The organism is Flavobacterium potami, from assembly GCF_020026915.1.
Lineage (GTDB): Bacteria > Bacteroidota > Bacteroidia > Flavobacteriales > Flavobacteriaceae > Flavobacterium > Flavobacterium potami.
In genome coordinates this window covers 197,468-217,526 of the sequence record NZ_JAINUY010000002.1, presented here as the reverse complement: position 1 = coordinate 217,526, position 20,059 = coordinate 197,468, and the positions used below count along the sequence as shown (strand labels likewise).

The window sequence follows — 20,059 nt, the reverse complement described above, 5'->3', positions numbered from 1 at the left end:
TTACATTTAAACAGTAACTCCGGATTTTACAGCTTCAAAATTCCCATTTAAATGAGCGGCATTTGCTCTTCCACTTGGATCTAAGTTTTCCTGCCATTTCGGAATCCATTTACGAACTGTTTGGGCTGCGCTGACCTGCGGGTAGAATTTATGAAAAATTGATCGATACAGATACGCTTCTTTTGTCGTTGGTGAATTGTACGGAAATTCTAAACTTGCACCTGCCAGCTGCTCATCTGTTACCTGTGAGGCACAATATTCAATTAATTCATCTACCCAATTATATCCTACTCCATCTGAAAATTGTTCTTTCTGACGCCATAAAACATCTGAAGGCAAATATTGATCTTCCGAAACATCAAAGGCTTTTCTCAAGATGTATTTTTCAATTCCATCATAAGTTTTAGGCTGTTTCTCTTCTGTTTTAATTCGAATAGTTGTATCTAGAAATTCGGTATCCAAAAATGGAAATCTTACCTCTAATCCATGCGCCATTGTTGTTTTATCTGCACGAAGCAAATCTGCAGTAAACAATTTCTGAACTCTCTCTATTGTTTCATCCTGAAATTCTTCTTCCGTAGGAGCATTTCTAAAATAAAGATGCCCTCCAAAAACCTCATCTGCTCCTTCTCCTGACAAAACCACTTTTATCCCTTGATCCGCAATAGCTTTAGACAACAAAAACATCGGAACTCCAGATCTGACAGAAATAATATCATAGGTTTCAATATGATAAATTACCTTTTCCAAAATCTGAACTCCTTCTTGTACAGAAAAATGAACCTCATGATGTTCGGTACCTAAAAATTCTGCTGCTTTTCTTGCTGAAATATTATCTGGCGAATCTGCATTTAATCCAATAGAAAATGAATGCAATTTTTCACCTTTTTCTTTTAACAACCTTGAAGTAACCGCCGAAATCAAGGAAGTATCCAAACCTCCTGACAACACGACTCCCAAAGGAACTTCGGCCAACAAACGCTTACGAGTTGCCTGAACTAAACTTTCACGAATTAACTCTAAATCTAATGATTGATTGGCATTTTTACAATCTTCATATTCTGGTTTGTAATATTTTACAAAACCAGTTTTTGCTGTATAATAGTGACCCGGGGGAAAAGTTGAAAATGATTTACATTGATCCGCAATAGATTTCATTTCTGACGAAAAATAGATTCTTCCCCTTTCATCTAAACCATAATATAGAGGTTTTACACCAATCGGATCACGACCGGCAATATATTTATCACCATCGATTACAACAAAAGCAAAATCACCATCCAATTTATTACAGAAATCATATCCAAATTCCTCATAAAGATGCACAATTACTTCAGAATCTGATTCTGTCCTAAAAGTATGATTTTTCAAAACGGTTTCTTTAAGCTCTTTGTAGTTATAAATTTCACCGTCATGAATCATCCAGGCTTTATCAGTTCCTTGAATTGGCTGTTTACCCGAATTTAAGTCGATAATCGATAAACTTTCGTGACAAAGCACACTCCCATTTTCCATAATATGAATATCACTTTCGTCGGGGCCTCGATGAGACATTCTTTCTGAAAGTTCTTTTACTAGTTGTGGGGCTTTTCCTTTACCAATTACGGCCAATAATCCAGACATAATTTTTTTATTTTATTATTTAACTCTGTATTGTTCAACTTAAATTGAACATTAAAAAATCATTAAAATTTTTCGATGAAAGCAAAACTATGTATTAATTTTTGCTTTTAGCCATTAAAATGATTAAAAATATTCTGCATTCAATCTTAATAATGCAGATTTCAAATATATTAAAAGAAAGTTAAATAATTACCTAAGGCAATTTATAACAAACTGAAAAATACAGATTTTAACATCCTAAGACAAGAAAAACGCTCTCTGGAAAGAGAACGTTTTTCAAAAAATATAATATATACTAATTCTAAAAATTAAACTTCATTAGGCTTTAACATAAGCATCATCGTGAACACTTGCAACAGCTCTTCCTGATGGATCGTTCATGTTTTTGAATGCTTCATCCCATTCTAAAGCGATTTTTGTACTACAAGCAACACTTGCTTCTTGAGGTACACACAATGCCGCTGCATCACTTGGGAAATGCTCTGAGAAGATTGAACGATAGTAATATTCTTCTTTTGAAGTTGGTGTTTGCAATGGGAATTTAAATCTCGCATTTTCCAATTGCTCATCTGAAACTTCTCTTCCTACCACTTCTTTCAAAGTATCAATCCAGCTATATCCTACTCCATCAGAAAATTGCTCTTTTTGTCTCCAAGCAACACTTTCTGGAAGCATGTCTTCGAATGCTTTACGAACAACCCATTTTTCCATCGGATGTTCTTTGTTGATCATTTTATCTTGTGGGTTGATGCGCATGGCAACATCCATAAATTCTTTATCTAAGAATGGCACACGACCTTCGATTCCCCAAGCTGCTAAACTTTTGTTTGCACGTAAACAGTCGTACATGTGAAGTTTTCCTAATTTACGAACGTTTTCTTCGTGGAATTCTTTTGCGTTTGGCGCTTTATGGAAGTATAAATATCCTCCGAACAACTCATCTGCTCCTTCTCCTGAAAGAACCATTTTAATTCCCATAGATTTGATTACTCTCGCCATTAACCACATTGGAGTCGAAGCTCTAACTGTAGTTACGTCGTACGTTTCTAAGTTGTAAATTACGTCACGAACAGCATCTAAACCTTCTTGAATTGTAAATTTAATTTCATGGTGAATAGTTCCGATATGATCTGCTACTTTTCTTGCAGCTGCTAAATCAGGAGAACCTTCTAATCCAACTGAGAATGAGTGTAATTGAGGATACCAAGCATCTGTTGTATCATCAGACTCGATTCTTTTTTGAGCGAATTTTTTAGCTACAGCTGAAGTAATAGAAGAATCTAAACCTCCAGAAAGTAAAACTCCGTAAGGAACATCACTCATTAATTGTCTGTGAACAGCTGCTTCTAATGCTTTTCTGATTTCTGGAATACTTGTTTCGTTGTCTTTTACAGCTTCATACTCGGTCCAATCTCTTTTGTACCATTGTACAAATTCTCCATCTTTACTTGATAAATAGTGTCCTGGAGGGAATAATTCGATTTTTGTACAATATCCTTCAAGAGCTTTTAACTCAGAAGCTACGTAGAAAGTTCCGTGCTGATCCCACCCAATGTATAATGGAATAATTCCCATATGATCACGAGCAACGAAATACTCATCTTTATCAACATCATAAATTGCGAATCCGAAGATTCCGTTCAATTCATCAACGAAGTTCGCCCCTTTTTCTCTGTATAAAGCTAAAATTACTTCGCAGTCACTTTCAGTTTGAAAGTTGTATTTTCCTTCGAATTGTTTGCGCAATTCTCTGTGGTTGTAAATCTCACCATTTGCAGCCAAAACCAATTTTTTATCTTCTGTAAATAAAGGTTGTTTTCCTGACGCTGGATCTACAATTGCCAAACGCTCGTGAGAAAGAATCGCTTTATCATTGCTGTAAATTCCGCTCCAGTCTGGTCCACGGTGACGAATGATTTTTGACATTTCCAATACTTGAGGTCTTAACGCTTCGGCTTTTTGTTTAAGATCAAAGGCACATACAATTCCACACATAATTCTATATTTTTATTTTTAAATTTTAATTTGATAGGGCAAAGATGAAGTATTAGTTACAATTGAAAAACACATTTGACAATATCAATTACAAATATCAACCAAAACAATCAATTTACATACTAAATGTAAAATTTTAATATCAAAAAAAGCTTAAAACTTGAAATTTTTAATTTTGAGAAGAAAACTGCTTTAAAATTTAAAGTTTAAGTTAGTTTTTTGAATTAAATTTCGAGTTATTTCATTACAAATGAAAGATTCGTAAAGAGAAGCAGAAAAGTTGTTCTGAAATTGTGGTTTATATAATGATTGTCGCTAGACAAAAATATTAACAACAGTTAAACGTACTGTTTTGTCATTCCGAGAAACGAGGAATCTTCGCGAGAAACTCGACAAAGATTGGCGATTTATATTGTGGAGCTACTTGCGAAGATTCCTCGTTCCTCGGAATGACAAACTATTTCGGAATTTCTTAATGTTCAATCTTTACGGAATCTCTAGTGTGATTCTTCGTTCCTCAGAATGACAAGATTGTGCACAGAATATTTTACGTACAGAACTTTGTCAAAGTTTAAAACTTTGACAAAGAAGAAAAAAACTATTCTACACTTTCTATAGTGTAATGCGTCTTATTAATTTCAAACTGAAACCCAGGTTTATTTCCCATTAAATGATTTCCTAAAGGAGATTGCGGAGAAAGTGCAATAACATTAATTCCGTCAATTGCAATTTTTGGAAGTGCAACACTTACATACAAATAGATTCCGTTTGCTTTTACCAAACTTCCTAAAATAATATTTTCAGTTGATTTTGCTGAATCAATTTTATCTAAAATTGCCTTTTGCTCGATTGCTTCTTTAAGTTTATTGGTCAATTTCTCCTGCTCGATATGCATCATCGACAAAGCGGTTTCGTGTTTGTCGCCAGCTGAGCCTTTTGCATCGTTTTTGGAATCTTCGGTCAGTCCAGAAATCATGTCTTTAAAGACATCAATTCGATCTTGAACCATTTGAGTGTAGTGCGTATATATTTTTTCTTTAAAAGTCATTTCTTTTTGGGTTCTGAGATTCTAAGATACAAAGGTGCAAAGTTTTTTTTCTTTGTCTAAAATTTATTCGAAGAAAACATCAGGATATACTACATTCCCATTTACTTTTTTCAACCCATCTTTTACCAAAGGCACGACCATACAATTTTCTGCCGGGACATCAAATGGCATTTTAATATTGTATTTATCGCAACGCTGATAACCAAATCTTGGATAATAATCTTCATGACCTAGCAAAACGACTGACTCATAACCCAATCTTTCAGCCTGTTCGTGGCCATACAAAATAAGTTTTGAACCAATTTCTTTTCCCTGATATTCTGGCAATACCGAAACAGGCGCTAAAGCTAAAGATTCAAAAGTATTCAGTTCATTTACAATTTGCAGTTTTGTAAATAAAATATGCCCTACAATTTGTCCATTAACCTCAGCAACAATAGATAATTGAGGAATAAAAACATCTGATTTTCTCAATCGCTCTACCAAAAAATGCTCTTTGTGATCACTGTATTCCAAATCTTTGAACGCTTCTTCAATTAAACTAAAAACCGCTTCAAAGTCATTGCTATTTTCCTGTCGTAATAAAACCTCCATAATTCCTAAACTAAATAAAAAAACAGCCACGAATTCACGAATCTACTCCAAAAAATTCATGAGTTCATGGCTGAAAAAAAAAGGCACATTCATTTAAAATGTTTTAGTGCCTTGGTACTTATGATTCAATCGTACTAAAAATCAAATTTGTAATTGGCACCTCCTAAAACTTGGAATCCCTGAACAGGATAATTTAACCATTTTTCATAAGCTTGATTTCCAATATTGTTCAATTTCAAGAAAAACGTCAAACGCTCACTGAATTTATATCCTAAATGTGCATTGGCATCAAAATAACTTTTTAAAGTTATCGGAGCAGAATTGGTTGTAATTGCCGAATTCACCTGCATATCTTTTCTTTCACCAACATAAAACACATTTAATCCTGCGTACCATTGCTTAGTAATATTAACGTCTAAAGTTGAACTTAATTTCATTGAAGGTAAATTCCATGCTTCAACAACGTTATCTGTATTATAACTATTAAATGTTCCGTTGATTCCGAAAGTTACATTTTGAGAGAAATCGGCCTTTAGTTCTGCATAAAAACGTAAAGTTCTAATATCTTCATAGACCACTCCAAATGAGTTTCCAAACGCATAGTCCTCATTCGTGATCACTTCTGTGTAATCATTCGCTTTAAATAATGCTTTATCTTTTTCATTAAGATAAGAACCTGTCAAATTGTAACTCACATTATTAGCCAATTTTCCTTTCAAACCAGCAAACACATTATATTGTGTGCTTGAAGGGCGCATATTTAAAGTCGGAGATAAAAACGGATTTTCGGTTACAAAATCAGCATAAGAATTCTGATTTAAACCTCCATTTACTCCTGTATAAAAAATCATCAAATCGCCCACCAATTTATAGGAAGCATTTACTTTTGGATATAAATAAAATTTGTTCCCACTATTTTCTGAATCCGCACTATAGAAAACTCCGGCTCCTAATTCTAATGTCCAGTCATTTTCATTAATTACGAAACTTGGTTCAATTCCAACATTTGTAAAACTATATTTTAAAGCTTCCGTATTATCTTGTAAATAATTATTCTTAAAAGAACCGTTTACATGATCTACAATTACGTTTGTTTTAATTGCCTGATCCATTATATCTACTGTAAAAGTCGGCTTTACAAAAAATCTGTTTTCTGAAGAAGAATAGCTATCTGAAAAATGAGTGAATTTTGCTGAAAGTTTACTAAAAATACTCTCTGTAAACTCAGCATTTCCTCCCAACCAAATTGTATTATAAGAGTGATCTGGATTAATACTATTTATTAAATTATAACGTTGGTCAGGAATTGTAGAACCAAAATCTGATGGAAGTCCGTACCAATTATAGATTTGATTTTGATATCCCAAATCCACATTCCAGGCAGCATCTCTGTTGTTTTGTCCATATCCGATATTAATTGCTGTATCGTAAAATTCATCATTTAGTTCCACATCTTTAATTCCGCCTTGCGAAGAATGATGACGAAACATTCCAGCTACATAATCATTATTTCCTAAATCCTGATTAACGAACAATTCAGCATTTAAAGTACTGTAATTTCCAAGTCCTAAAGTAGCATAATTATTAAACAGCCTTTCTTTTTTAGCTTTTTCAACACCTTCTGCTTTCCCTTTTGAAGGCGTAAAAGTTGAAGCTACCGGAACAGACAAAATACTATACTTAATTACTTCTTTCGGCTGATTACCGCTATCGTCCAGCGAAGGAGTTTCTTTCACTTTAAAAGCATCCGAAATAGTTGGCGAATAAGGTTTAACTACGTTTACTGTTTCAGTTCCGATACTTTCGTTTTTCTTTACCTGCGCAAACGAAAACTGAGCAGCAAATAATACTAACAAAATGATGATTTTATGTCGGCAGTTTAATTTCATATTTCTTTTATTTGAGAGTGTAGAGAAAAGATCATAGAATATAGACTTTGCTATATCTCAATTCTTTTACTCAAACTCTTTGTTCTATTCTCTATATTCTATATTCTTTTTTCTTAAATCTAAAATCTACATTCTAAAATCTAAAATCAATTAGCTTCCCACTCGCCTTTCGCAACAAACTGAGCTTTTCCTCCAATTTTAATATCAAACTCATCGTTGCTTAATTTTCCTTTGAAATAAATTTGCGACGGTCGGTTGATATAATCTCCCTGATAATTTATCATTTCGATTTCTGGTGAATGATATTTTAAAAGAAAAGCTTGCAAACAAGTACTGGCACTTCCTGTAGCGGCGTCTTCAACCAATTGATTGTGTTCTATACACAACATTCTACTTATGATTTTTGAATCTTCAATGCAATAAAAATATAAACCTCTGTGACTGGTTTTACAATTTCTTTTCAGCCATTCGTCTGTTTTGTCTTTATCTAAAACTAAATTTTCTAAGGCTCTTTTACTATTCAATGGCACAATCACAAAAGCGCTTCCTGTAGAAACTTCCTGAATCAGGTATTGATTTTCAAAATCACTAACTTTCAAATTACTGAATAATGTAAAATCTTCTTTCGAAAAAACATCCCAAAATTTAGGTTGAGCTGCTTTTAACCAAATTAGCTCTTCTTCTTTGTGAATTGCAATTGGTCCTATTGGAACATTTAGTTTAATTTCACTTGGTGAATTATCAAAAACCTTATTCATCAAAACCCACGAAGTTCCAATTATCGGATGTCCCGCAAACTGCATTTCATGAGCCGGAGTAAAAATTTTAATCTCCGCTTTATTATTTTCTTTATCCAGTTTAGTAACAAATGTGCTTTCTGCAAAATTAATTTCGCGGGCAATCTGCTGCATTTCTAACGGACTTAAATTTTCAGCCTCTAAAAAAACCGCGAGCTGATTTCCGGCATATTTTTTATCAGCAAAAACATCAACTATATAAAAAGGTAAATTCATTTCTTTCTTTTTTCTTTTAGAGAATAGAACAAAGAAAATAGAGAATAGACTTTCCAAACTTTACGCTCGCTATCTATGTTCTAAATTCTATTTTCTATATTCTTATCGGTTAATTGACGAATTTGTTTTTGACTCTTCAGATTTTATAGCACTTAATTCTTTTTTCGCTTCTTCAACAACATCCGGATAATCTGTAAAATTGTTGATTACGTTATCTAAAATATAAGTTGCCTGATAACTATCTTTTAATCCGTAGAAGTTTTTCGCCATTAAAACCAAACCTTTTGCTCCGTAATATTTGTAAGCAGAATAGCTTTTCGCTAATTTCTGAACCGCAGTATTTGAAGCATCGTATTTTCCTTCTTTAGTTTTAAAATAAGCATCATAATACAACGCTTCTGCTGCTAATTCTCCTTTAGAAGTGGCAGAAAGTTTTGCGTAAGCAGCTTTCGCCTTATCTTCGTCTCCAGTCTGCATTGCAGCACGCGCAACAATAATCTGTGCATCGGCTTTTACTCCGGCGTCTGCCTTTGGATTTTCTAAAACTTTGTCTGCTGCAATCACCGAATTATCATAATCTTTCTTGTCATAATAACATTTCATCAAATTGGCTTGTGCAAAGTTTTTGTTTTGAGGATAATCAGCTTCGCTTCCTAATCGCACTAAAACCGGAATCGCTTTATCGCAGTCTTTTGCTTTTAGATAAATCTGAGCAAGTCTGTTTAAAGCTTGCTCCGTAAATTCATTTCTCGGCTGATCAACTACAAATTGATAATTTGCAATAGATTTTGTCTCAGAACCATCTGCGTAAGTCAATTGCGCTAAATAGAAATTAGATTCCAAAGCATGCATTCCGTTCGGGAACTTAGCAATATAACCTGCAAAACCAGTAATGGCTTGTTTAGAATTATTTTGACTGTATTGTTTAAATGCTGCGTCATAAGTATCATTATCCAACTCTGCATCTGTAACTTCAACGAAAGCTAAAGTTCTAACCCAAGTTGCATATTCATCTACTTTTCCAGAATCAACATAGATAAGTCTTGCTGTTGCAACTGCTTCTAATGCTTCTGGAGTTTTCGGGAATTCGGCCGCTACTTTTTTGAATTTTGTTAATGCTTGCTGATCACGATCAGAATTATAATAAATCAGACCTTGTTTCAAAATTGCTTTAGAAGTAAAAGAACCATCTTTAAATTCTGTAATCAGTTGATCGTAAGCCTTAATAGCTTGTTCATTTTTCTTTTCTGCAACATAAGTATTTCCTAATTCAAATAAAGCATCGTCACGATACGATGATTTTTTATACATCTGAATAAAGTTGTTCAACTCGTCTGCTTTCTTAGCATTATTTGACATAAATCCATAAGAAAGTGCTCTTTGGAATTGCGCATAATCTGCATCAACGCCTTTTGCTGCGATTGCTTTTCCATAAGCTTCATTTGCTGCACTGTATTTTGAAGTTACAAAACGACAATCTCCCAAACGTAGATAAGAATCGTTTAAACGGACTTTATCAGACGGAGCATTATCAATCTGAGCCTGAAAAGAATTCGCTGCCTGATCATATTCCTTTAGTTTGAAATACGTATAACCGATATTGTAATTGATGTTTTTATATTCGTCTGTAGATTTTGCTGCGGCCATTCCTGCAAATTGCTTATAAGTCAGCAAAGCGTTTTGCATATCGTCGTTTAGATATTCTGTTTCAGCTTTCCAGAAAGTGGCACGAGCTGTAAATTCAGGTGTTTTTTGTTCGCTGATAGCGCTTTTGAACATCTTACCTGCTTCCTGATAATTCGATTCGTTGTACAATTCTAATCCACGATAGAAAAGTACTTTTTGGTACGCGGCTTTATTTTCTGCTGTTCTGTTCTTTTCTAATAAAACCAATGCTTCTTTGTAGTTTTTAGAAGAAATATAAGAGTCAACCAATAATTTCTCTACTTCTGCACGATTTGAATTGTTTGGATATTTTTTAAGGAAATCCAACAAAATCCCTGGAACAGCCTGATAAGCATTTCCGATATCATAACTTAATTTGGCATAATTCAAAGCTGCATCTTCCTGAATCTGCGCATTGAAATCCATTTCTGAAGCATTTTTAAAAGCGTTTAAAGCTTCTTGTTTTTTACCAATATTCAGATAACTTAAACCTAAATGATAATAAGCGTTTTGCGCCACAAAATCTTTTCCTTCAATAATTTTATTGAATTGAGAAATCGCTTTTTCGTAGTTTTTCTGTTCGTAATACGCATAACCTAATTGATAAAAATCGGTGTTGTTCCACTTTCCTTTTTTACCTGCGTATTGTTCCAAATAAGGAATAGCTTTTCCGTATTGTTTTAAATTGAAATAACTTTCTCCAATAATTTTATTCAGTTCCGATTTTTCAATTTCGTTTGATTTTCCCATTGCCACCTGACCTAAATCAATTGCTTTTTGAAAATTCCCTAATTTGAAATTCATATCAGCTTGATAATACGAAAGCTTTTCTTTGTATTTTTCTTCTCCAGAAACTTCGTCAAAATATTTGGTTGCTTCTTTATAATCGTCGCCTTCATAAGCCATAAATCCTAAATAATATTTGGCCTGAGAACCATATTCTTTAGAATTCACCACTTTATTAAAATAATTGGTCGCTTCTTTTTTCTTTTTAGCATTGAAATAACTGTAACCTTTCATGAAATTGAACTTATCAGATTCTGATTTGCTCATATAACTTTCATCTACTTTATCAAACCATTGCAAAGCTTTTGGATAATTTCCTTGTTCAAAAAAATATTGGGCCGCTTCTATGTATGCCTGATTTTGTTTGGTACTCGTTGGATAGTCGCTAACGAATTTTTCTACCAAAGCATCGGCATTTGCTTTGTTGGTTCTTATCGCGCAATTGGCAATATAATAAGCACAATCTGACTCGATTACCTCTGTCTTTGCTTCACTTTTTACCTTTTCAAAAATAAGTTGTGCCGAAGCATATTGTTTGTCATTATATAAAGCCAGTGCTTTGTCAAAATCCTTTAAATCGTAAGTATATATAGCTGATTTTTGTGCCGAAATCGTGGTCGAAATAAGGATAATTTGGAATAAAAAGAACCAGGAAAGTTTACGCATTTTCAAAATATTTAGTATTCAAATTTATCATTTTATACGGTTTATAACGAAACGTTTCGAGGTTTTATTATGAACAAATTATCAAATTAGTGTGATTTTTCGGTTTAATAAACTTCAAATTATTGGTTCTCAAACTTTCCAAAAATTAATAATTTTAAACCATACAAGTCATATAACGTATTTAGGAGCAGAAAAATTCGCTTTAAAATTCCTTAAGACAAACTTAGTATCACTTATATCATTGAATTTTTCAAATTTATTTTGAATCCAAACGTTATCTTATTACTTTTACCATTCAAACCAATTTTATTATGTCACAAAACGTACTGTCTCTTAAAGAAGTCACTATATATCAAGAAGGAAGAAAAATTATTTCTCACATTAATTTAGATGTCAACCATGGTGAATTTATTTACATCATCGGGAAAACAGGTTCTGGAAAAAGTAGTTTCTTAAAAACTTTATACGCTGATTTACCATTAGTTGAAGGCGAAGGACATATCGTTGAGTTTGATTTGGCAACTTTAAAAGAAAACGACATTCCGTATTTAAGACGTAAAATTGGAATCGTATTTCAAGACTTTAAACTGCTTCCAGATCGTTCTATTAAAGACAATATGCTTTTTGTTTTAAGAGCTACAGGATGGACTGAAAAAGAAGCGATGCAACACAAAATTGATGAAGTTTTGGATAAAGTTGGAATGAAAGACTTCTTAAACAAAATGCCTCACCAACTTTCTGGAGGAGAACAGCAACGTGTTGCAATTGCAAGAGCGCTTCTTAATGATCCTGAGTTCATTTTAGCAGATGAACCAACTGGAAACCTTGACCCACAAACAAGTTCTGAAGTTTTAGAAGTTTTAAAGGCGATTAATGCCGCAGGTAAAACAGTCATTATGGCAACTCACGATTATGCTTTATTGATGAAATTCCCTTCTAAAACATTGAAGTGCGAAGATCAGAGAATCTTCGAAGTGGTGCAAAAAAGCGTGTAATGCTTTCCATTTTAATTCCGGTTTATAATTATAATGTTTTACCGCTTGTGAGCGAACTTGTAAAGCAATGTAATGACTGTGGAATTAACTTTGAAATTCTTTGTTACGACGATGCCTCAATTCTTTTTAAAGAAGAAAATCAAAAAATTGATCAATTTCAAAATTGTTCTTTTACTGTTTTAGAAAAAAATATCGGAAGAAGTGCCATTCGAAATTTACTCGCTAAAAAAGCAACTTATCAAAATTTGCTTTTCTTGGATGCAGATGTAATTCCTGCGCAGAATGAATTTATTTCGAATTATATTTCTGAAATAGAAAAAAACACCAATGTAATTTTTGGAGGATTATTATATGAAAATCAAAAACCTGCAAAAAAATTGCTTTTACGATGGATTTACGGCAAAGAAAGAGAAGCTTTAGACTTGTCTGAACGCATTAAAAACGGTTCAGATTTCGCTTTGGCTTCCAATTTATTAGTCAAAAAAGAAATTCTTATCCGTTTTCCCTTTGATGAAAACTTAACAAGATATGGTTATGAAGATTTGCTTTTTTTCGCTGTTTTAAAATCAAATGAAATTAAAATTGAGCATATCGAAAATCCAGTTTTTCATTTGAATTTAGAAACTTCAATTGCTTTTTTAAACAAAACAAAAACGGCATTAGAAAATCTGGCCTTTTTAAATACTCAAAATAAAATTTCAGTAAACGAAAGCAGAATTATTGCCTCTTTTGAGCTTTTGAAAACAGTTCGATTGCTTTCTGTTTTTTCTTTTATTTTTAGAAAGTCAGAATCAAAAATCGAACGGAATTTACTTTCAGAAAAACCATCTCTTTTTTTGTTTGACATTTATAAATTAGGTTATTTTTGTTTTCTAAAGACAAAATAGATGGCATTCTTTTCTATCATAATTCCATTATACAATAAAGAAAATTTTATCGAAAACACGATGCAAAGCGTTCTCGATCAAACTTTTCAGGATTTTGAAATTATTGTAGTAAATGATGGATCTACAGACAAAAGCGAGGAAAAGATTCTGCAGTTTAAAGATTCACGGATTCAATATTTCAGTAAAAAAAATGAAGGCGTTTCAAGTGCAAGAAATTACGGAATCGAAAAAGCAACGACAGAATTTATAACGTTTCTCGATGCAGATGATTTCTGGTATCCAACATTTTTAGAAACGATGTTTGAGCTTATTTCTAAAGTTCCTGATCACAAAGTTTTTTCTGCAGCAATTGAAGTACAAACTTCCAAAAAAATAATTCCTGCACAATATTCCATTTCTAAAACAAATGAAGATTTTGAAATTGTTAATTATTTCAAATCCAGTTTAAAAGAAGCAGTTCTTTGGACTTCTTGTTCTGTTTTTCATCAATCTGTTTTTGCATTAATTGGAAATTTCGACTCAAAAATTAAAATTGGTGAAGACACCGATTTATGGATCAGAATCGGATTGACTTATCCGGTTGTTTTTTCGTGGAAAATATTGGCAAGATATGTTTATGACCCAAAAAGTCTTTCGAACAACAGTAAATTCATTAAAGAAAAAATGAATTTTTCGAAATTTGAAGAAGCAGAAAAAACAAATTTAAATCTAAAAAGATACTTAGATTTGAATCGATTTTCTTCTGCCATAAAATGCAAATTAGTGGGAGAAAAAGCACTTTTTCATCAATACTTAAATGCTATTGACTTAAAAAACTTAGGATGGAAAAAAAGAACTTTATTGTGTCTACCTTCATTTGTCCTACATCTTTTAATTCCTTTAAAAACCTTTTTGACAAACTTAGGAATTGGTTCATCGGTCTTTAAATAACCTAAAACTCTTGTATTCTCGAATATAATCTTCTTCACTAAATTCACCAGATGACAAAACCAAACAAACGCTTCCGGAAGAAAAGTTTTTAAGCTCACGCCAAATTCCTGAAACGATTAACAAACCTATATTTGGTTTGTTTAAGGTTATTGTTTTTGTATTTTTTCCGTCTTTTAAAATCACGTCAAAACTACCGCTTAAAGCAATTAAAAACTCTTGCTGCTCAATATGCGCGTGTCCACCTCTTTTACTTCCGCTTGGTACATCGTACAAATAATATACCCTTTGTGAAACAAACGGAATGGTTTCTCCTTCAATGACGGAAAGATTTCCTCTTCGATCTTGGATTTTTGGAATTTCGATCAATCGAACTTCTGAAATAGTACTCATTATTGATGTGTTAGAAGATTCTTCCATTGTTCTGAGATATTTTTTAGCGACAAATGTTTTACACTCTCAACAGTATTCATTCTACAAAAATGATACAATTCATCGTTATCTGCAAATCGATTCATCGCTTCTGCAAAAGCCTTCGGATTGTGATTTTCGACTAACAAACCATTAAATTCATTCTGGATTATTTCTCTTGGCCCAGAATTACAATCAACTGCAATTACTGGCGTTCCTAAAGCTAAAGATTCTATAATTGATAATGGAAAACCTTCAAAATTACTTGTCAAAATGGTAAATTTTGCTGCTCGAACTTCATCAAAAGGGTTTTGTTTGAAAGGAAGAACTACAACAAAATCATTCAGATTTAAATCCTTAATTTTTTGCTGTATGAAAACGATATCATTTCCTGTTCCCATCAAATGTAGAAGATACCCTTTCTCGTATATTTTTGATTGCGAAAAAGCCTCTAACATTAACGTAAAATTTTTCACTTTTTCTTCGAATCTTCCAAAAAACAAAATCACTTTTTTCTTTTCTAAAGTTTCTTTTTTTAATTCTTCTTCAAGGAGATAAAAGGGGTTGTAAATCGTAATTACGTTTTTTAGCGCATATTGACGTTTTACTTTCTCTTCAATCGCTTTTGAAACGCAGATCAAAGCTTTTACATTTTTGTAAAGTAGTTTGGAGAAAAACTTTGAAGAAGGGAAATAAATCTGAAAATTGTAGCTATGAACGATATAATAGATTTTTAAATTACGGTAAATCAACTTCGTAATTAATTCTCTTAGCAATATATTTCTCGATCGACTGTCAATAACAATTTCTATATTATTTTGAGTTAAATAACGACGCAGTAAAACGCCTTTTTTTATTTTTTTATAGAAAGAAAAAGAATTCGAACTTTCTGTTTCTAAGTTGAATAAAGAACCTGTATACGAATAATCAACTGCATTATTTACAATTATAGAATGAACCTCAAAACCCGAATCTTCTAAGATAAAAGTCAGTAAAGCAGCAAAACGCTCTGCTCCTCCTATACCTAAGGAATGTGAAACAATTGCAACTTTCTTTTTATTCATGTTTTGACAAAAAAAGTAAATATATTTGTCAAATATACATATAAATGAAAGTTTTATTGGTAGGCGAATACAGCCATTTACACAATTCGTTACAAGATGGTCTAAAGGCTTTAGGACATGAAGTTTCTATAATTGGTCTGAAAGACGGTTTTAAAAATTTTCCTGTTGATTTTCCTATTCAAAAAAAATGGGATTCGGGTTTACTCAAAAAAATCAAAGTAGGTATATATAAAATTTCAGGATTCGATATCAGTTCTTATTTAACGTATCGCCAATTTCTAAAATACAAAAATCACTCTTCTGGTTTTGATGTGGTGCAACTGATTAACGAAAATAGTTTTGAGTGCCAACCTTATTTCGAAAAAAAAATCATCTCGCATCTTTTAAAAAACAACAAAAAATTATTCTTACTGAGTTGTGGTTACGATTATTTGAATGTGAAATATTGCTTTGAAAATCCTGATTTTAAGTCTGTATTTCCTCTCTATTTAAATCATAAAATTGACAAAATGTCTTTTGGAAATGTTTTAAAATTTCGAGAAAAAACTTTCTTCAAGTTGCATCAATTTATTTATAAAAATTGTCGCGGGATAATTGCCACCGATTTTGATTATCATCTTCCGCTTCAAGGAAATAAAAAATATTTAGGTTTAATTCCGAATCCAATAAATATTGAAAAATTAGCTTTTGCCCCACTAAAAATCACAGATAAAATCATCATTTTTCATGGCATCAACAATGATAATTATCTTAAAAAAGGAAATGATTACTTTGAAAAAGCTTTAGAAATAATTGAAGCAAAATACGGTTCAAAAGTTGAAATTATTACGGTTCGAAGCGTTCCTTATTCTGAATACATCAATTTGTACAACAGCTCTCATATTTTATTAGATATGGTTTATGCTTATGATCAAGGTTATAATGCTTTGGAAGCCATGGCAAAAGGAAAAGTCGTTTTTACTGGCGCCGAAAATGAATTTTCAGCATATTATAATCTTTCTGAAAAAGTCTGCATTAATGCGATTCCTGATGTAAATTATCTCGTAAAAGAATTGTCTTTTTTAATTGAAAATCCTGAAGAAATTACTGCAATCGGAAAACGTGCTCGAGCTTTTATTGAGGAAAATCATAATTATATCAAAATTGCAGAAAAATATATCCAGAAGTGGACGGAAAACTAAAATAAGTACTTTCTAAAATAAATCGCCAAAACCAACAGATAAACGAAATTATCAAAAGCGTAAGCTATTACAACGCCCTCAATATTAAACAGTTTCACAAAATACAAACTGGCAAAATATAAAATAGAAAGCGAAAACAATTCGGCTATTATAAAGGCAGAAGTCATTTTTTTTGCAAAGAACTGATAGCCTAAAATCAGCGCACAGACTTTAAAAACATCTCCCAAAAACTGCCAGAAAAACAAATCGGTTACAGGCAGAAATTCTTTTGTAAACAGTAATTCGGTGATAAAAAATCTTGTGAAATAAAGAATCGTTAGACCTAAAACAAAAACGGGCAAAATAAATTTATAATACTGCCAAAAGATGCTTTTTGTTTCTGAATTATTTTGGGCTTTTGATAATTTCGGCAAGAAATAAACACTCAGAATCGTACTGATAAACAGTAAATAATAAGTAGAAATTCGCGTCATGGTTTCCCAATACCCAGCTTGTTCGATCCCTAAATTCTGAATAATATGATTTCGAATAGCCATAAAAACAAATGGTCCAAAAACCGAAGAAACCAAAACCATCAAAGAATAGGACGAAAGGTTTTTTATAATTTTAAAGTCAAACAAACTGAATTTGATGATTTGAAGAAACTGAATCTCTTTCTGTACCAAATAAAAAGTAATGCAAAACAGTAAAGCCGGAGCGAGAACAATTGCCAATAAAGCTCCAACAGTTTTAAATTGTAAAATCAGAAAAATAGAAGTTAGCAAACCTATGACATTTCCAATGATATTGATCCAGATTACTTTTTTAAACCTTCCTAAACCATTGATTACAGCAATTAAAAAAATAGAAAGTCCGTAAGTTGGTAAAACTAAGGCCAGCACTTTAAAAACTATTAGATATTCGGTCGTATTTCCAAATATTTTTTCATTCCAAAAAGAAGCCCTAAAAAATAATATTGCGCTTAAAAGAATTGCTATGGTCGCCAAACTAATAAAAACGGTCGATACTATTTTCTGAAGTTCGCCTTTGTTTTTATCATTTTCGGCGGCATACTTTACAATTCCGTTTTGAAATCCTAATGTTGAAATATTCTCCAATGAAGTCAGGAAATTACGTAGATTTCCAACCAACGCCATTCCGCTTGGACCAACGAAAATCGCCAATATTTTTGACGTAATTAAACCAATTCCGATTTTTAAAACAACACTAAAACTGTTTAAAGAAGTAATTTTAAACAGGCTTGTCTGAATTATTTTTTTGTAGAAATTCAATTGTATTGGTTTAAAATTTCGATAATAAAATCAATTTCTGTATCCGTTAAAACCGGACTTATCGGCAAACTTAAAACTTCATTATGAATTTTTTCTGTAATTGGAAATGAAAGTGCATTCCACTCTGAAAAAGCGTTTTGTTTATGCGGTGGAATCGGATAATGAATCACAGTTTGAATATTATTTTGAGTTAAATATTCCTGCAATTTATCTCTATTTTCTGTTCGAATAACGAATAAATGAAAAACATGATTATTTGAAATATCCCAGAACGGCAGAATAATTTTGTCGTTTTTAATTTCTTCTAAATAACGTTTTGCAATCTTTCTTCTTTTTTCATTGTCAGAATCCAAATTAGGTAATTTTAAATTTAAGAAACCTGCTTGCAATTCGTCTAATCTTGAATTTACGCCAATATATTCATTGTGATATTTCTTTTCAGAACCATAATTTCGAAGTGAAAAAAGCACTTTTGCCAATTCCGAATCGTTTGTTGTTATTGCTCCGCCGTCACCTAAACAACCCAAATTTTTTCCTGGATAAAAACTGTAAGCGATTGCCGAATTTAAATTGTTAATTGTTAATTGTTGATTGTTAATTGCTCCGTGAGATTGTGCTGCGTCTTCTACAACGATCAGATTATTTTTTTTCGCAATTTCACTGATTTTATCCATTTCGCACATTTGTCCATATAAATGAACGACTAAAATGGCTTTTGTTTTTGCAGTGATTTTTTCCTGAATTAAATCGGGATCGATATTGTAGGTTTCTAATTTTGGTTCTACCAAAACTGGAATTAAATCGGCTTGTAAAATGGCTAAAATACTCGCGATATAGGTGTTTGCCGGAACGATAACTTCGTCACCTTTTTTGAGTTTTCCAAGTTCAATATATCCTTTAAAAATCAAAACTAAAGCATCAAAACCGTTTCCGACTCCGATACAATGTTTTGTATTGCAATATTCTGCAAATGCTTTTTCAAATGTTTCTACTTCTTTTCCTAAAATATACCAGCCGTTCGTTAAAACCAATTTCAGTTTTTCCTGAAAAGCAGTTTCATACGGTTCGTTTATTTTTTTTAGATCTAAAAAGGAAATCATTTAATGTCAATTTTATAAAAATCCTGATTGTAAACAGTACAGCCTAATTCTTCTTTTTGTTTTAAAAGTCCGGAATTATAATCTTCGGTATCAGAATTGACAATTCCCATATCAAAAAAATGCTTTCCTTTTCGTTTGTATTTATGAATCAGATTAATGAATAAAAAATCTAACGCTCTAAATTCTTCTCCCGCTTTAGAAGTTGCTCCATATTGCGATTTGATGACATTTTTGGTTTCAAAAATCGTTATTCCGGCAATAATTTCGTCATTTCTATAGGCAGAATATTGTTTGATGTTTTTAGGGAATTTAGATTGTAAAAGTTTTATTTCTTCTTTGGTATGAACAGGTTTTACATCAAATTTATCTAATAATCTTGGTTCTAAAACTTTTTCCCAAAATGGCTCGAAATCTTGTTCTTCTATAATATCTAAATCTAGGTTTTCAATTCTTCTGAAGTGTTTCATTTTACTTTTAGAAATCTTCAAAGTTGTCGACAAATTAATGGCCAGGTTCATTTCTTTTTGTTCTAAAACGGCACCTTTTTTTAGTAGAAAAAATTCCATTTCTTTATTGCCTTCTGTTAAATAAAAATCAGGAATTGGTTTATAATAAAAGGTAGTAATTTGATTTTCTTTCAAAAAAAGCAAAATTTCATCCAAAACTGATTTGACTTTTTCTGCTTTTAATTTTGATAAAAATACCAAACCTCCATACGTTAAGCCTTGATGAGAATATATAACATTTTCTTTTTTATTTGCGGGAAGAACAGCTCGCAATTTATCGTCTTCAAAAATTAAAAGTGAAAAATCTTCAAAACGATCTTTATGATATTCGATAAAATCACGATGAAACAAAAAAGTTGCATTTTTTGCCTGTGCGATAAAATCGTTCCAGATGGAATAATCGTTTTGCTGGTATAGTCTAATGTTAAACATTCTTCG

At 32.1% G+C, this 20,059-nt stretch carries 16 protein-coding genes; 4 read left to right on the top strand and 12 right to left on the bottom strand.

All coding sequences use genetic code 11. The features are described from left to right. Positions 1-6: 6 nt before the first annotated feature. The 7 genes from asnB (K6T82_RS06725) to K6T82_RS06695 all read right to left on the bottom strand — a co-directional run bounded on the left by asnB (K6T82_RS06725) (position 7) and on the right by K6T82_RS06695 (position 11,279). The gene (gene asnB / locus K6T82_RS06725; protein WP_223705166.1) at positions 7-1,623 is read right to left on the bottom strand and encodes an asparagine synthase B; all 1,617 of its coding nucleotides are present in this window, start codon (positions 1,621-1,623) and stop codon (positions 7-9) included. A 318-nt stretch (positions 1,624-1,941) separates the two neighbouring features. Next, positions 1,942-3,618, bottom strand: a complete 1,677-nt coding sequence (asnB, locus tag K6T82_RS06720; RefSeq protein WP_223705165.1) for an asparagine synthase B — start codon at positions 3,616-3,618, stop codon at positions 1,942-1,944. 598 nt (positions 3,619-4,216) lie between these two features. Continuing rightward, positions 4,217-4,666: a hypothetical protein gene (locus tag K6T82_RS06715; RefSeq protein ID WP_223705164.1), complete on the bottom strand. Its 450-nt coding sequence runs from the start codon at positions 4,664-4,666 to the stop codon at positions 4,217-4,219. Between the two features lie 63 nt (positions 4,667-4,729). Further along, positions 4,730-5,260, bottom strand: coding sequence for a GNAT family N-acetyltransferase (locus K6T82_RS06710; RefSeq protein WP_223705693.1), 531 nt, complete (start codon positions 5,258-5,260; stop codon positions 4,730-4,732). A gap of 134 nt (positions 5,261-5,394) precedes the next feature. Beyond that, positions 5,395-7,149, bottom strand: a complete 1,755-nt coding sequence (locus tag K6T82_RS06705) for a TonB-dependent receptor (RefSeq protein WP_223705163.1) — start codon at positions 7,147-7,149, stop codon at positions 5,395-5,397. Between the two features lie 146 nt (positions 7,150-7,295). Then, on the bottom strand, positions 7,296-8,162 hold the full coding sequence (locus K6T82_RS06700) for a PhzF family phenazine biosynthesis protein (RefSeq protein WP_223705162.1): 867 nt from the start codon (positions 8,160-8,162) through the stop codon (positions 7,296-7,298). A 102-nt stretch (positions 8,163-8,264) separates the two neighbouring features. Continuing rightward, complete coding sequence (locus K6T82_RS06695) at positions 8,265-11,279, bottom strand: tetratricopeptide repeat protein (RefSeq protein WP_223705161.1); 3,015 nt, start codon at positions 11,277-11,279, stop codon at positions 8,265-8,267. A gap of 311 nt (positions 11,280-11,590) precedes the next feature. On the opposite strand from K6T82_RS06695, the gene K6T82_RS06690 reads away from it, so the two are divergent. From K6T82_RS06690 to K6T82_RS06680, 3 genes are read left to right on the top strand one after another with little or no spacing between them, the layout of a single operon-like run. Beyond that, positions 11,591-12,274, top strand: coding sequence for a cell division ATP-binding protein FtsE (locus tag K6T82_RS06690; RefSeq protein ID WP_223705160.1), 684 nt, complete (start codon positions 11,591-11,593; stop codon positions 12,272-12,274). After that, positions 12,274-13,161: a glycosyltransferase family 2 protein gene (locus tag K6T82_RS06685; RefSeq protein WP_223705159.1), complete on the top strand. Its 888-nt coding sequence runs from the start codon at positions 12,274-12,276 to the stop codon at positions 13,159-13,161. Before K6T82_RS06690 ends, K6T82_RS06685 begins: the two co-directional genes overlap by 1 nt. Next, positions 13,162-14,091, top strand: a complete 930-nt coding sequence (locus K6T82_RS06680) for a glycosyltransferase family 2 protein (protein WP_223705158.1) — start codon at positions 13,162-13,164, stop codon at positions 14,089-14,091. Here K6T82_RS06680 and K6T82_RS06675 read toward each other — a convergent pair. Both K6T82_RS06675 and K6T82_RS06670 read right to left on the bottom strand, forming a co-directional pair. Further along, positions 14,074-14,481, bottom strand: a complete 408-nt coding sequence (locus K6T82_RS06675; protein WP_223705157.1) for a sugar 3,4-ketoisomerase — start codon at positions 14,479-14,481, stop codon at positions 14,074-14,076. The two genes, K6T82_RS06680 and K6T82_RS06675, sit on opposite strands and share 18 nt — an antisense overlap. Further along, positions 14,481-15,563 carry a glycosyltransferase gene (locus tag K6T82_RS06670; protein ID WP_223705156.1) on the bottom strand — a complete coding sequence of 361 codons (1,083 nt, stop codon included), beginning with the start codon at positions 15,561-15,563 and terminating at the stop codon, positions 14,481-14,483. Before K6T82_RS06670 ends, K6T82_RS06675 begins: the two co-directional genes overlap by 1 nt. A 44-nt stretch (positions 15,564-15,607) precedes the next feature. Here K6T82_RS06670 and K6T82_RS06665 point away from each other — a divergent pair, with 44 nt between their 5' ends. Continuing rightward, positions 15,608-16,744, top strand: a complete 1,137-nt coding sequence (locus K6T82_RS06665; RefSeq protein WP_223705155.1) for a glycosyltransferase — start codon at positions 15,608-15,610, stop codon at positions 16,742-16,744. Here the strand turns inward: K6T82_RS06665 and K6T82_RS06660 are convergent. The 3 genes from K6T82_RS06660 to K6T82_RS06650 are packed head-to-tail and all read right to left on the bottom strand — an operon-like array spanning position 16,741 to position 20,053. After that, a complete protein-coding gene (locus K6T82_RS06660) occupies positions 16,741-18,015 on the bottom strand; it encodes an O-antigen translocase (protein WP_223705154.1) in 1,275 nt (424 codons plus the stop codon). The genes K6T82_RS06665 and K6T82_RS06660 overlap by 4 nt on opposite strands. Continuing rightward, positions 18,012-19,115, bottom strand: coding sequence for a DegT/DnrJ/EryC1/StrS family aminotransferase (locus K6T82_RS06655; RefSeq protein WP_223705153.1), 1,104 nt, complete (start codon positions 19,113-19,115; stop codon positions 18,012-18,014). The genes K6T82_RS06660 and K6T82_RS06655 overlap by 4 nt, the downstream gene beginning before the upstream one ends. Further along, positions 19,112-20,053, bottom strand: coding sequence for a GNAT family N-acetyltransferase (locus tag K6T82_RS06650; RefSeq protein ID WP_223705152.1), 942 nt, complete (start codon positions 20,051-20,053; stop codon positions 19,112-19,114). Before K6T82_RS06650 ends, K6T82_RS06655 begins: the two co-directional genes overlap by 4 nt. Positions 20,054-20,059 lie beyond the last annotated feature (6 nt).

Coding starts and splice junctions, on each gene's coding strand:
- K6T82_RS06670 (WP_223705156.1), bottom strand. CDS start 15,563: ATGAATAAAAAGAAAGTTGCAATTGTTTCACATTCCTTAGGTATAGGA.
- K6T82_RS06680 (WP_223705158.1), top strand. CDS start 13,162: ATGGCATTCTTTTCTATCATAATTCCATTATACAATAAAGAAAATTTT.
- K6T82_RS06715 (WP_223705164.1), bottom strand. CDS start 4,666: ATGACTTTTAAAGAAAAAATATATACGCACTACACTCAAATGGTTCAA.
- K6T82_RS06690 (WP_223705160.1), top strand. CDS start 11,591: ATGTCACAAAACGTACTGTCTCTTAAAGAAGTCACTATATATCAAGAA.
- K6T82_RS06675 (WP_223705157.1), bottom strand. CDS start 14,481: ATGAGTACTATTTCAGAAGTTCGATTGATCGAAATTCCAAAAATCCAA.
- K6T82_RS06710 (WP_223705693.1), bottom strand. CDS start 5,260: ATGGAGGTTTTATTACGACAGGAAAATAGCAATGACTTTGAAGCGGTT.
- asnB (WP_223705166.1), bottom strand. CDS start 1,623: ATGTCTGGATTATTGGCCGTAATTGGTAAAGGAAAAGCCCCACAACTA.
- K6T82_RS06700 (WP_223705162.1), bottom strand. CDS start 8,162: ATGAATTTACCTTTTTATATAGTTGATGTTTTTGCTGATAAAAAATAT.
- K6T82_RS06650 (WP_223705152.1), bottom strand. CDS start 20,053: ATGTTTAACATTAGACTATACCAGCAAAACGATTATTCCATCTGGAAC.
- asnB (WP_223705165.1), bottom strand. CDS start 3,618: ATGTGTGGAATTGTATGTGCCTTTGATCTTAAACAAAAAGCCGAAGCG.
- K6T82_RS06665 (WP_223705155.1), top strand. CDS start 15,608: ATGAAAGTTTTATTGGTAGGCGAATACAGCCATTTACACAATTCGTTA.
- K6T82_RS06655 (WP_223705153.1), bottom strand. CDS start 19,115: ATGATTTCCTTTTTAGATCTAAAAAAAATAAACGAACCGTATGAAACT.
- K6T82_RS06705 (WP_223705163.1), bottom strand. CDS start 7,149: ATGAAATTAAACTGCCGACATAAAATCATCATTTTGTTAGTATTATTT.
- K6T82_RS06685 (WP_223705159.1), top strand. CDS start 12,274: ATGCTTTCCATTTTAATTCCGGTTTATAATTATAATGTTTTACCGCTT.
- K6T82_RS06695 (WP_223705161.1), bottom strand. CDS start 11,279: ATGCGTAAACTTTCCTGGTTCTTTTTATTCCAAATTATCCTTATTTCG.